Below are 12,212 nucleotides of genomic sequence, written 5' to 3'. Positions count from 1 at the left end.
GTATCGTCCGCATGAAATACTCAGATCAAAAGGCCGAACCATGGACCGTAAACTACTATTGATCATCCTGGACGGAGTACCATACCGGAATTTCCGCCGCCTGTTCGGCAACCTCGAAGGCTGGGTCGACAGCGGCGAAGCTCGGGTGTGGAAGCACCGCGCGGTGCTGCCTTCAACTTCGGCCAGTTGCTATGCATCGATCCATACGGGCGTAACCCCGCAAGAACACGGCTGCACCGGAAACGGCAACGTTTTTCGCCTGAGCCACAAGGATATCTTTAGCCAGGTACGTGAGGCCGGCGGCGTGACAGGGGCAGTAACGCACAGTTTTTGGTCGCAGTTCTTCAACCGCCACCCGTTCGACTATGTCCGCGACGTCGAATATGACGAGCCAGAGAGCCAGACCATCAATCACGGTCGCTTTCACAGCATGACCGGTTACGGCAAAGACAATCAGATGACCCCGTCCGACGTCGATCTGTTTGCGACCCTGACCAATCTGTGTCTGCGCTTTGGGTTGGACTATGGCATCCTGCACACCTGCACACTGGACAGCATGGGTCACCGTTTCTATCACGACTGCGAGGAAATGGATCATGCCTGTTTTGTTGCAGACGAGATGCTGGCCCCGTTCATCCCACGCTGGCGCCAACTAGGGTATGAGGTGATCGTCACCGCCGATCACGGTCAGGACGAGCGCGGACACCACGGTGGGCGCAGCCCACTGCAACAGGAAACCGCGCTGTATTACTTCGGTGATGCCGACGGGCCTGACGCTGAAACCGTGATAGATCAGGTCCAATTGGCCCCGACCATTCTGAACCGTTTGGGTGCGCCCCTCGCAGAGACGATGAAGGCTAAGCCTTTCCTGAAGTAACTGGCTGGCGTCAGTCGTAGGGCCAGATTTCTTGCCCAAGCGCTTCGATTGCGATCGAAATCCGTTCGAAACTGTCTGCTGCGCGCTTTACCGAGGTTCGCGCGCGCAGGTACCCATGGACAAGGCCAGGTTCGTTGATCCAATGGGCCAGACCACCAGCTGCACTGATCCGCTCGCAATAGACCTTCCCGTCATCACGGAGCGGATCACAATCAGCGGTAATCACAACAGTAGGCGGCAGTTCCGAGAAATCATTGTCCTGTAAGGGCGCGTAAGTCGGATCGCCCTGAGGCGGGGTACCTGCGTATCGGACGGTTTCGTAGAATTTAATATCGTCCAGTGTCAGTAAAGGAGCATGGGCGTGGTCAAGATATGAACCGCGCGATTGGTCTCCGCCAAAACCGGGGTAGATCAGCACCTGCCCCAGTATATTGTCCAGCCGCCCGCGCGCATGGTGGGCGATAGCTGCTGCCAGATTTCCTCCCGCACTATCCCCGGCCAGGACAAGCGGGTCGCCATACTCAGCCACCGCCCATTTCACAGCCGTCCAGCAATCTCGGAACTGCGCCGGATGCACATGTTCAGGGCACAGCCTGTAGTCAACTGAAACGACGCGGTATCCCGTTTGGGCACAGAACTCGGCACAGACATCATCATGGCTGTCCAGCCCGCCAACAACAAACCCGCCGCCGTGGAAATAGACGATCGTTCGGGTCGGTTGCCCGGATGTATAATGGCGGACCGGCACCCCATCGGCGAACAGGTCCTGAGTTTCGACACCGGCAGGGCGCGGTTGGCGAAATTTCTTGCACATCGCGTCATAGACGCGACGCTGGTCCTCGATGGACAAATCGACCGCATCATCGGGATAGCTTTCAGCCGTGCGGCGTATGAACGCCCAGGTTTCTTCGTCGATCAGGCGTTCATAGTCCATTGTTCCTCCAACTTATTCGGACCACTCCCAGGGTCGGGTATATGCGCCCAGGACTTTCGCGACATCGTCTTCCGAAGATCCGTTCGCGTCAAGCTGCGCGACAAGGCCACGCTTCTTATCGTCGATCACCAGAACAACCCGCGAAGCGAGGCCCGCAGCTTCAAGAGCGCCATTGTATATGCGGGTGATGGCCTGTTTGCGCAGGTCCGGCTTGAACACCTTGCCGACGGCTGTTTTCGGCAACTCATCAAGAATGGTAATGTGCTTGGGTTGCGCGGCACGCTCATGCACGTGAACCTTGCAATATTCCAGCAGCTCATTTTCAGTGACCGACGCCCCATCGACCAATTCGACATAGGCGCAGGGCACTTCGCCCGAATGCGCGTCCGGCTGGCCGATCGCCCCCGCGAAGGCAACCGCATTGTGACCCAGCAGCGCCTCTTCGATTTCGGCAGGATCGATATTGTGACCACCGCGAATGATCAGGTCCTTGGCGCGACCAGTGATCCAAAGGTAGCCGTCTTCGTCAAACCGTCCCAGATCGCCCGTACGCAGGTATTTGTCAAAGTGATAAAGACCAATGTTCTTGTCGGCCTCAGTATACGTGTTGCCTGCGTACACACCGGGGTTCGAGATGCAGATCTCACCAATCTGATCAGTGCCGCACTCTGTCGGCCCATCCGGCCCATCCAGCAGGATTTTGACATCCGTATAGGGGAACGGAATACCGATCGAACCGATCTTTTTCTCGCCATCCACGGGGTTGCACGAGACCAGACAGGTGGCCTCGGTCAGGCCGTAGCCTTCGACGATGGTGACGCCCGTCGCCTCTTCGAAGCGGCGGAACAACTCCACCGGCAGCGGCGCCGAACCCGAAAAGGCGGTTTTCACACTTGAAATATCTGCGTCCACCGGGCGTTGCATCTTGGCTGATATCGCGGTTGGAACAGTGATGATAAAGCTCACCTTCCAGCGCTCGATCAGCTTCCAGAAATTGTCGAATACACCGTCACCGCGATAACCTGCAGGTGTCGGGAATATCACATGCGCACCCGACGACACGGCGGCCATAACGATCACATGCACTGCAAAGACGTGGAACATCGGCAGCGGGCACATGATGACGTCATTCTCGTCAAACAACAGTGTTTTGCCCAGCCAGCCGTTGTAGATCAGGCCCGAGTATTTATGCTGCGCCACCTTGGGCATCCCGGTGGTCCCACCAGTGTGGAAGAAACAAGCAACGCGATCGTCCTTGCTGTCCTCGAATGTCAGCGTCGTTGGTTGCTTAGCGAGTTCCTTGTTGAAACTCTTGTAGTCCGCATGTGCCAGTTTTTCCTTTTCGCCCATCTTGGGGCGCAGGAAGGGAACCAGCCACGATTTGGGCGGCGTCAGGTACCGATTCAGGTCAATTTCCAGAATGGTGTTGACCTTGGGCGCGTGGCGCACCGCCTCTTCCACCTTCTGGGCAACATCCGTTTTCGGGAAAGACTTCAATGTAACAACCACTTTGGCGCCTGTCTCACGCAGGATCGCCGCAATCTGCTCGGGCTCCAGCAGCGGATTGATCGGGTTCACAATCCCCGCAACTGCACCGCCCATCATGGTAATCAGTGTTTCGTTACAGTTTGGCAGCACATAGGCCACCACGTCTTTTTCACCCACACCCAGCGAACGAAACAGGTTTGCCGCCTGATTGACCTTGCCCAGGAGTTCAGACCAGGTCAGGGTTTCGGCTTTGTCATTGGGGCCAGAAAAAAGCTGAAAACTGATGGCATTGTGGTTCGGGAACTTCCCCGCCGTGCGCGACAGGAGCTGATGGAAGGTGACAGGCAGATCCCGATCCTCCCACGACATTTCCTGTTCCATGCGCGTCTTGTCTTCCAATCCCACAAAGGCCATGTGGTTCCTCCCGTTTTTCTCCCGTGTTTTTGCACGAGCTTGTTGTTCGCAACCAAGATGGAAGCAAAACAACCCTCGCGCAAGCGAGGCCTTAGCCTTCAAAGGGGGTAAAATGTAGAATGACGCTACGGCGAATTGACAAATGCCCGCGCGTCACTCCTATTCTGCCGCAACGCCATCTGTGAACTGCAGTCGTGCAAGGCGTGCATATAGCCCATCTTGGGACACCAGATCATCATGACTGCCCTGCGCCACGATACGGCCTTCTTCCAGCACGACAATACGGTCGGCTTTCTTTACGGTCGCCAATCTGTGCGCAACAATCAGGGTCGTGCGGCCGGCACGCATCTGATCCACGGCGCCCTGCACCGCACGCTCACTCTCCGCATCAAGGGCCGAGGTCGCCTCGTCCAGCAGCAGCACAGGTGCGTCGCGTAAAATGGCGCGAGCGATTGCGATACGCTGTTTTTGCCCACCCGACAGCATGACACCGCGTTCGCCGACAAAACTGTCATACCCATCGGGCAAGGCGGCAATGAAATCATGTGCGATGGCGGCACGGGCTGCGGCTTCTACTTCGGCATCCGTTGCGTCCAGACGACCGAAGCGAATGTTTTCGCGGGCTGAGGCGGCAAAGATCACCGGATCCTGCGGCACCAAAGACATATACTTCCGGAAATCTGTGCGATCCAATTCCCGCAGATCATGGCCATCCAACATCACCCGGCCTGAGTTCGGGTCATAAAACCGTTGAATCAATTGAATGATCGTCGTCTTGCCCGCCCCTGACGGTCCGACAAAGGCAACGGTCTCGCCCGGGTTTACCTGAAGCGACAAGTGATCCAGCGCGATTGTATCAGGGCGCGCGGGATAGCGAAAACTGACATCTTCGAACCGGATTTCGCCTCGGACGTCCTTTGGCAAAGGAGCGGGGTTAACGGGGTCCGAAACCGTATCTTCGGCATTCAGCAATTCGACAAGACGCTCGGTGGCTCCGGCTGCGCGCTGAAGCTCGCTCCAAATCTCGGACAGGGCCGCAACAGAACCCGCCATGATGATCGAGTAGATCACGAATTGAATCAAAACGCCTTCGGTCATCACACCGTTGCGCACGTCATTTGCACCCATCCACAGAACGCCGACGATACCTGAAAATACCAGAAAGATCACAATCACCGTCAGCACTGCACGGGTCTGAATCCGACGCAGTGAAACAGTATAGGACATCTCGGTCATCTCATCGAATTGCTGGCGGCTGGCTTGTTCGTGGGTAAAGGCCTGCACCGTCTGTACCGCCCCCAATGCCTCGCCCGCGTTTCCGGATGACGCCGCAATCCAATCCTGGTTTTCGCGGCTGATCACGCGCAGACGCCGACCCAGAATCAATATCGGCACCACCACCACGGGGATAAGCAGCAAGACAAGCCCGGTCAGCTTGGCCGAGGTCAACAGCATCAGAACCAGCCCGCCGATAAACATCAGCATATTGCGCAGCGCGATGGAAACAGATGAGCCAAGAACCGATTGGATGAGGGTCGTGTCGGTGGTAATCCTGCTCAGCACTTCACCGGTCATAATACGTTCGTAGAATTCGGGGCTCATGCCGATCACGCGATCGAACACAGCCTTGCGGATATCGGCAACCACACGTTCCCCCAACCGTGTGACCAACGCATATCTGATACCGGTTCCCGCAGCCAGAACAGCGGCAATGCCCAACGCTGCCAAAAAGTACCAGTCCAGCAATTCACCGTCCTGAATGCGGAAATTGTCAACCACGCGTCGCACGGCCAATGGCAGGGTCAACGTCATGCTGGCCGTCAGGATCAGAGCCAGTGTCGCCCCGATCATCAATAACCTGTAAGGCTTCATAAAGGGCCAGAGCGACCCCAGCACCCCGATTTTCCTTGAGCGGGCCCGCTCTTCGCTAGCGCCAGGAGCCGCTGATTGTGCTGGTTTATTGGCGGTCTGTCTTGCCATGTCCGGCCCTTGTGAATTGAACGCTACAAAGTGAACGCTTTCTTGGCCTCAGCCGTCGTTCCGGTCAAGCATTCCTGCCAAAAACAGCCAGCCATAAGGGCCATTTGACGCAGAAATCAGTGGGGATTGGAGCGGGTAGACGGAATCGAACCGACATAGCCTGCTTGGAAGGCAGGGGCTTTACCATTAAGCTATACCCGCAAATGGTTTGCGCTGGTTAAGTCATGCGCCGGGGCGCGTCAAGCGGGAAGTGTGAAAATTCGCGCGACCAAAACCGTGATATTTCCCGGTGGATGTACGGCCTTCAATCGTGACTGCGGAATATCCGCGTCGAGGAGAAAAACCGCTCAAGTTCCTCAATGCGTTCCTTGCTTTCTTCCCACCGTGCCTCTTGCACTTCAGCGATCAGGGTTTCCGATATCAGCTGCAATGCAATTGTTGAATCCCAGCTGGATGGTGCCTCGACCAGTGCGTGAAAGGTGTAATTGGCGGTCTTGCCTATCGGTGATCCCCACTGGTCGGTGAACAGGATAACCGTCACACCGCGGTTGGACGCGACCTGCGCCAGCTTCTCGAGATAGGCCTCGTATCTGCGGATATCAAAAATCACCAGAACCGAGGTTTCATCCATATCAAGCAGGTACTGCGGCCAAACGTTTGCCGAATTGCCCAGCATCGTCACATTGGGTCGAATAATCTGCATGTGATTGAACAGATAGTCCGCATTTGAACGTGTGATACGCCCGCCCACGACGTAAAGATGGCGATCCGTGTTTGCCAGAAGCTGGGCAACGGTGTCGAACATCTCTTTGTCCAGACGTTCCAGCGTGTGGCGCATATTTGTCCAAACGGCCTGCGCAAACCGCGTTGTGGGATGTTCCGCCTCGTCATCCACAACCCAGGCATCCCGTTTCGAGATCGGCTTTTTGATCTGTGCCGCAACCTCTTCTCGCAGGGCATCCTGCAGGGCGGGAAAACCGTCGAAACCCAGCTTGCGTGCCATACGTATGACCGTCGGGGTCGAGACCTGCGCCGCAGCGGCCAGCTTGGTGATCGATTGCAAGCCGGTCATCGGGTAATCCTGCAAAAGTACCGAGGCCAGCTGCCGTTCTGACCGTGTCAGATCGTCAAGCTCTTCCTGGATCCGCTGTTTGACAAGTTTCGCAACGGTGGCCATCGGCACCTTCGTTTCTCAAATTTTCTACAGGATATGTTCGTTTGTAATTTTGTCTACAGTAATTTTCTTGACAGGTCTGAGGTTGCTGTAACAAATGCTACCTATGCACCACGATTCCGAGACATCAATGCTACTACCAACCGAAGCTCCGGCAGCCCGCGTGCAGAACGCCAACGGTCGGGCACAATGCGTTTTGGTATGCGAACATGCTAGCCGATTCATCCCAGCGTCACTGAACGGATTGGGCCTGACTGAGGACGCCGCATTGTCTCATGCCGCTTGGGATATCGGCGCATTGGCGCTTTCGGTCGAACTGACGAGGGCCTTGGACGCACCGCTGGTTCATTCCGGCATCAGCCGACTTGTTTACGACTGCAACCGCTCACCTGAACGTGCAGATGCAATGCCGGAGGTAAGCGAAGTATTTTCCATTCCCGGCAACGAAAACCTGACGGACGCTCAACGTGCCCAAAGGATCCGCGAGGTTTATGAGCCGTTCAAACAACTGTTGTCGTCTACTCTGGACGCGCGGGACCGACCGCCTGTCGTAGTCACAATGCACAGCTTCACGCCCGTCTACAACGGAAAAACACGATCAGTCGAACTGGGCATTCTTCATGACGAAGACGACAGGGCGGCCCAACTTATGCTGCGCTGTGCCAAGGGCTCGGGTCTGAAAGCCGCGTTGAACGAACCTTACTCTGCCACGGATGGCGTCACGCATACGTTGCAGGAACATGCGATCAGTCGGGGGCTTCCGAATGTCATGGTCGAGGTTCGAAACGATCTCATCGACACTCCAACGGGAGTAGACCGCATTGCCGGGATCCTGACGCCGATCCTGCAAACGGTCATTAATGCGTATTCGCACACAGAGGCGAAACAATGAGAGTTGAGGTAACGAGATGAAGTTCTTGCGGGGCTACGTGGCGGTCATTGACCGAACGAACCGCTGGATCGGGCGCGTCGTCATGTACGGCATATTCGTCATGATGGGTATTCTGTTCTGGTCTTCGGTCTCGAAAACTTTTTTCGTGCCGTCGCTCTGGACGCTCGAGATGGCTCAGTTCGCCATGGTGGCCTACTACATGCTTGGTGGCCCTTATTCGATCCAGATGGGGTCGAACGTGCGAATGGACCTGCTTTATGGTGAATGGTCTCATCGCCGCAAGGCCTGGACGGATGCCTTCACGGTTGTATTCCTGATCATTTATCTGCTCATCTTGCTGTGGGGTGGATGGGACAGCCTGATGTATTCATTCCAATATGGTGGAGAGCGCAGCGCGACGATCTGGCGGCCCTACCTGTGGCCGGTCAAGCTGATCATGGTTATCGGCATCTTCCTGATGTTGCTGCAGGCCGTTTCCGAGTTGTTTAAGGATATCTTGCGCCTGTGCGGCGACGATATCCCGCGTGAGGTAATCTGATGTCATACGAGATGATTGCCTTGCTGATGTTCGCATCAATGATGCTTATGATGCTGACCGGCCAGCGCGTCTTTGGTGCAATCGGCTGTGTCGCTGTGGTTTCAGCCTTGTTCCTATGGGGGGATAGGGGCGGCTACGACTTGGGTTTTGCCGCTGCGATCAAAGTCATGAAGTGGTACCCGCTGCTGACACTGCCCATGTTCATCTTCATGGGATACATCCTTTCCGAAAGTCGGATCGCAGATGACCTTTACAAGATGTTCCATGTCTGGATGGGCGGCTTGTCCGGTGGTCTGGCTGTCGGAACCATCGGGCTGATGGTTTTGATCTCGGCAATGAACGGGCTGTCCGTTGCAGGAATGGCAATCGGCGCTACGATCGCCTTGCCGGAATTGCTGCGCCGGAACTATGACAAGCGCATGGTGACCGGCGTCATTCAGGCCGGATCATCCCTTGGGATTCTGGTGCCACCATCCGTTGTTCTGGTTCTTTATGCCATGATCGCGCGGCAACCCGTTGGCCAGCTATGGCTTGCCGGAGTGATACCCGGGCTGATGATGGCGGCCATGTTCATCATCTACATTGTCATCCGTTGCCGCATCAACCCGTCGCTCGGCCCGGTCCTGCCCGCGGAAGACCGCGACATTCCGTTGCGAGAAAAGCTGCTGCTGTTGCAAGCCGGATTGTTACCCTTGGGCATTTTCATGGTGATGATGGTCCCTTTTGTTAACGGCTGGACTTCGTTGGTGGAATCCTCCGCCATCGGCGCCACCACGGCCATGCTGGCTGCCTTTCTGAAAGGACGGCTGACACGCACGGTTTTCGAGAATTCAATTCGGCACACCCTCGGCATCTCGTGTATGTTCATGTGGATCATTCTAGCGGCTCTGGCTTTTGGCGCTGTCTTCGACGGGTTGGGTGCGGTCAAGGCAATCGAAAGCCTGTTCACCGAAAAACTGGGTCTTTCCCCGTGGATGATCCTGGTTCTCATGCAGCTCAGCTTTATCCTGATGGGTACGTTTCTGGACGATACTGCCATGCTGGTTATCGTCGCGCCGCTTTACGTTCCGTTGGTGGGTGCGCTTGGTTTTGATCTTATCTGGTACGGCGTGCTTTATACGATCACCACGCAGATCGCATACATGACGCCGCCATTCGGCTATAACCTGTTCCTGATGCGCGCGATGGCCCCCCCGGAGATTTCGCTGCGCGATATCTACAGTTCGATCGTTCCTTTTGTTCTGGTGATGGTCTGCGCCTTGGCCATAATCATCATCTTTCCTGAAATCGCGCTTTGGCTGCCGAATTATGTCTATGGAAATTAAGTCACAAGACCCCGGCAAGGGGCGAAGTTCAGCAAGACTAAACAGAGGAGAAAGACAATGACTACAAGACGCAGATTTCTAAGTTCCGCCGGTCTGGCGGGGGCCGCCACACTGGCATCTCCTGCGATCGTCAAAGCGCAATCCGCCATCAAGTGGCGGTTCCAGACCTATGCCGGTGGCGCATTGGGCGAACATGTGACCAAGCCAGCCATCGATTACATCAACGCCAATGCCAATGGCGAACTTGAGATCGAACTGTTCTATGCGGACCAGATCGTTCCGACAGGTGAACTGTTCCAGGCCCTGCAACGCGGCACGATTGACGGTGTGCATTCAGACGACGATTCCATGGCTTCGCCTACTCCGCTGCGTCAGTTCGGTGGTTATTTCCCCTTCGCCACCAAGCATATTCTGGACGTTCCGGTGCTGTTCAACCAGTACGGTCTGGCTGATATCTGGCGCTCGGAATATGAGAAGGTTGGCGTGACGTGGCTGTCGGCAGCGGGTCAGGACCCCTGCAACTTCAACACCAAAAAGGAAATCAAGAGCCTTGGCGACCTGGATGGGCTGAAGCTCTATACCTTCCCGACGGCCGGGCGTTTCCTGGCCAAGTTTGGTGTTGTGCCGGTCAATATCCCTTACGAAGACGCGGAAGTGGCGGTACAAACCGGTGAGTTGGACGGAATGGCCTGGTCGGGCATCACTGAAGATTACACTGTTGGCTGGGCCAATGTGACCGACTATTTCCTGACCAACAACATCTCAGGCGCGTGGATCGGGTCCTGGTTTGCAAACCAGGAACGCTGGGCCGAGTTGCCTGACCACCTGAAATCGGTTGTGATGGCAGGTGTCGAAGCAGGCCACACCTATCGTAACCAGTGGTATTGGGGCGGCGAAGCGGCCTTGCGCGCGAATGGTGACAAACTGCAGCTGCGACAGGTTCCGGCGGCAGAATGGAAAGAAGTGGAAAATGCCGCTATCGAATTCTGGGACGAGGTCGCACAGGAAGGCGAAATTCACCAGAAGATCGTTGGCATCTTCCGTGAGTACAACTCGGTCATCAACCAGGCCGGCGCTCCTTACACATTCGATTGATATCAAAACAGGGGCGCTGTCATGCGGCGCCCCTACTCAACGCATGAGGTTTGTTTCATGACCGCAACTCTGACTTTCGAAACCCTGAAATCGCTTGTCGCAGACGGCGCGATCGACACTGTATTGGTTTGCATGGTTGACATGCAGGGTCGGTTGATGGGCAAGCGTTTTCATGCAGGTCATTTTGTGGCTGGCGCGTGGGAAGAGACCCATTGCTGTAATTACCTGCTGGCCACGGATCTCGAGATGGCGACGCCGGATGGGTATGCCTCGACCAGTTGGGAGCGGGGTTATGGCGACTATGTGATGAAGCCAGACCTGAGCACATTGCGCCCGGTGCCCTGGCTGGAGGGCACCGCGATGGTGATGTGCGATATGCTGGATCACCACACCCATGAGGAAGTGCCACATGCGCCGCGCTCGATCCTGAAAAAGCAGGTGAACCGCCTGAAGGCGATGGGGTATGAGGCGATGTGCGCCACCGAGCTGGAATTCTTCCTGTTCGCGAAAAGCTTTGATGCGATCCGCAAGGAAGGGTTCCGCGATTTGGAGCCGATCTCGGGGTATAACGAAGATTATCACATTCTGCAGACCACCAAGGAAGAGCATGTGATGCGTCCGATCCGGAACCACCTGTGGGATGCGGGTATTCCGGTCGAGAACACCAAAGGTGAAGCCGAGGCCGGACAGGAAGAACTGAATATCAAATACGCGCCTGCGATGGACACGGCAGAGTATCACTCGATCGCCAAGAACGCGGTGAAAGAGATCGCCTGGCAGCAGGGTCATGCGGCGACCTTCCTGCCGAAATGGCATCATGAAAGGGTTGGCAGCTCGTCGCACGTGCATCAGTCGCTTTGGGCGGATGGCAAACCTGCCTTCTATGATGCCGGGGATGAACTGGGCATGTCGGCGCTGATGAAAAGCTATATGGCCGGCCTGCTGAAATACGCCGCTGATTACACGTATTTCATGGCGCCGTACATCAACAGCTACAAGCGGTTCATGAAGGGCACCTTTGCGCCGACGCGGATCATCTGGTCGGTAGACAACCGTACGGCAGGGTACCGCCTGTGCGGGGATGGCACCAAGGCGATACGGGTCGAGTGCCGTATTCCGGGATCGGACATGAACCCTTATCTGGCGATTGCAGGGATGCTGGCGGCCGGGATCGCGGGGATCGAAGAAGGGCTGGAGTTGCAGCCGCCGACCAAAGGCGATGTCTATCAGGGAGAGACGGGAAAGATCCCGGGTACTTTGAAGGATGCACGCAACGCTTTGCACGGATCACAGATGCTGCGCGCGGCCATGGGCGATGACGTTGTCGATCACTATACCCGCGCGGCTGAGGTCGAAATCGAGGAATTCGAACGCGTGGTAACCGATTGGGAAATTGCCCGCGGGTTTGAGCGGGCTTGAGATGGAGGAAGCGAGGGGCCGGCCCCTCGCGCACCCCGGGATATTTATGGCCAGATGAAGCAGGGATCCTGCTCTC

The 12,212-nt window shown here is 56.2% G+C and carries 10 protein-coding genes and 1 tRNA gene; 6 read left to right on the top strand and 5 right to left on the bottom strand.

Annotation, left to right across the window (positions count from 1 at the left end):
• The first annotated feature begins 40 nt into the window (after positions 1-40).
• The gene (locus ACR0M9_RS06445; RefSeq protein WP_267364868.1) at positions 41-877 is read left to right on the top strand and encodes an alkaline phosphatase family protein; all 837 of its coding nucleotides are present in this window, start codon (positions 41-43) and stop codon (positions 875-877) included.
• A gap of 10 nt (positions 878-887) precedes the next feature.
• Here ACR0M9_RS06445 and ACR0M9_RS06440 read toward each other — a convergent pair whose 3' ends face one another.
• The 5 genes from ACR0M9_RS06440 to ACR0M9_RS06420 all read right to left on the bottom strand — a co-directional run bounded on the left by ACR0M9_RS06440 (position 888) and on the right by ACR0M9_RS06420 (position 6,870).
• Positions 888-1,811 carry an alpha/beta hydrolase gene (locus ACR0M9_RS06440; protein ID WP_480773137.1) on the bottom strand — a complete coding sequence of 308 codons (924 nt, stop codon included), beginning with the start codon at positions 1,809-1,811 and terminating at the stop codon, positions 888-890.
• A 12-nt stretch (positions 1,812-1,823) separates the two neighbouring features.
• A complete protein-coding gene (locus ACR0M9_RS06435) occupies positions 1,824-3,713 on the bottom strand; it encodes an acyl-CoA synthetase (protein ID WP_480773136.1) in 1,890 nt (629 codons plus the stop codon).
• A gap of 159 nt (positions 3,714-3,872) precedes the next feature.
• Entirely contained in the window at positions 3,873-5,693 is a 1,821-nt protein-coding gene (locus ACR0M9_RS06430) for an ABC transporter transmembrane domain-containing protein (RefSeq protein WP_480773135.1), read from the bottom strand.
• A gap of 127 nt (positions 5,694-5,820) precedes the next feature.
• Positions 5,821-5,894 (bottom strand) — tRNA-Gly (locus ACR0M9_RS06425).
• A 103-nt stretch (positions 5,895-5,997) separates the two neighbouring features.
• A complete protein-coding gene (locus ACR0M9_RS06420) occupies positions 5,998-6,870 on the bottom strand; it encodes a MurR/RpiR family transcriptional regulator (RefSeq protein WP_267364875.1) in 873 nt (290 codons plus the stop codon).
• Between the two features lie 103 nt (positions 6,871-6,973).
• On the opposite strand from ACR0M9_RS06420, the gene ACR0M9_RS06415 reads away from it, so the two are divergent.
• The 5 genes from ACR0M9_RS06415 to ACR0M9_RS06395 are packed head-to-tail and all read left to right on the top strand — an operon-like array spanning position 6,974 to position 12,136.
• Positions 6,974-7,759 carry an N-formylglutamate amidohydrolase gene (locus ACR0M9_RS06415; RefSeq protein ID WP_480773134.1) on the top strand — a complete coding sequence of 262 codons (786 nt, stop codon included), beginning with the start codon at positions 6,974-6,976 and terminating at the stop codon, positions 7,757-7,759.
• Between the two features lie 16 nt (positions 7,760-7,775).
• Positions 7,776-8,297 (top strand): TRAP transporter small permease subunit, encoded by a 522-nt coding sequence (locus ACR0M9_RS06410; RefSeq protein WP_480475706.1) that lies wholly within the window; start codon positions 7,776-7,778, stop codon positions 8,295-8,297.
• The gene (locus ACR0M9_RS06405) at positions 8,297-9,622 is read left to right on the top strand and encodes a TRAP transporter large permease (RefSeq protein ID WP_267367377.1); all 1,326 of its coding nucleotides are present in this window, start codon (positions 8,297-8,299) and stop codon (positions 9,620-9,622) included. Before ACR0M9_RS06410 ends, ACR0M9_RS06405 begins: the two co-directional genes overlap by 1 nt.
• 57 nt (positions 9,623-9,679) lie before the next feature.
• On the top strand, positions 9,680-10,717 hold the full coding sequence (locus ACR0M9_RS06400; protein ID WP_209504652.1) for a TRAP transporter substrate-binding protein: 1,038 nt from the start codon (positions 9,680-9,682) through the stop codon (positions 10,715-10,717).
• A gap of 57 nt (positions 10,718-10,774) precedes the next feature.
• Entirely contained in the window at positions 10,775-12,136 is a 1,362-nt protein-coding gene (locus ACR0M9_RS06395) for a glutamine synthetase family protein (protein WP_267364712.1), read from the top strand.
• The last annotated feature ends 76 nt before the right edge of the window (positions 12,137-12,212 follow it).

This window comes from Ruegeria sp. CH2, from assembly GCF_056537065.1.
The sequence above is the reverse complement of the archived record's forward strand: the minus strand, read 5'-3'. Positions and strand labels throughout refer to the sequence as shown.

Excerpts from the sequence above, each read along its gene's own strand:
- ACR0M9_RS06445 (WP_267364868.1), top strand. The coding sequence starts at position 41 with ATGGACCGTAAACTACTATTGATCATCCTGGACGGAGTACCATACCGG.
- ACR0M9_RS06440 (WP_480773137.1), bottom strand. The coding sequence starts at position 1,811 with ATGGACTATGAACGCCTGATCGACGAAGAAACCTGGGCGTTCATACGC.
- ACR0M9_RS06435 (WP_480773136.1), bottom strand. The coding sequence starts at position 3,713 with ATGGCCTTTGTGGGATTGGAAGACAAGACGCGCATGGAACAGGAAATG.
- ACR0M9_RS06430 (WP_480773135.1), bottom strand. The coding sequence starts at position 5,693 with ATGGCAAGACAGACCGCCAATAAACCAGCACAATCAGCGGCTCCTGGC.
- ACR0M9_RS06420 (WP_267364875.1), bottom strand. The coding sequence starts at position 6,870 with ATGGCCACCGTTGCGAAACTTGTCAAACAGCGGATCCAGGAAGAGCTT.
- ACR0M9_RS06415 (WP_480773134.1), top strand. The coding sequence starts at position 6,974 with ATGCACCACGATTCCGAGACATCAATGCTACTACCAACCGAAGCTCCG.
- ACR0M9_RS06410 (WP_480475706.1), top strand. The coding sequence starts at position 7,776 with ATGAAGTTCTTGCGGGGCTACGTGGCGGTCATTGACCGAACGAACCGC.
- ACR0M9_RS06405 (WP_267367377.1), top strand. The coding sequence starts at position 8,297 with ATGTCATACGAGATGATTGCCTTGCTGATGTTCGCATCAATGATGCTT.
- ACR0M9_RS06400 (WP_209504652.1), top strand. The coding sequence starts at position 9,680 with ATGACTACAAGACGCAGATTTCTAAGTTCCGCCGGTCTGGCGGGGGCC.
- ACR0M9_RS06395 (WP_267364712.1), top strand. The coding sequence starts at position 10,775 with ATGACCGCAACTCTGACTTTCGAAACCCTGAAATCGCTTGTCGCAGAC.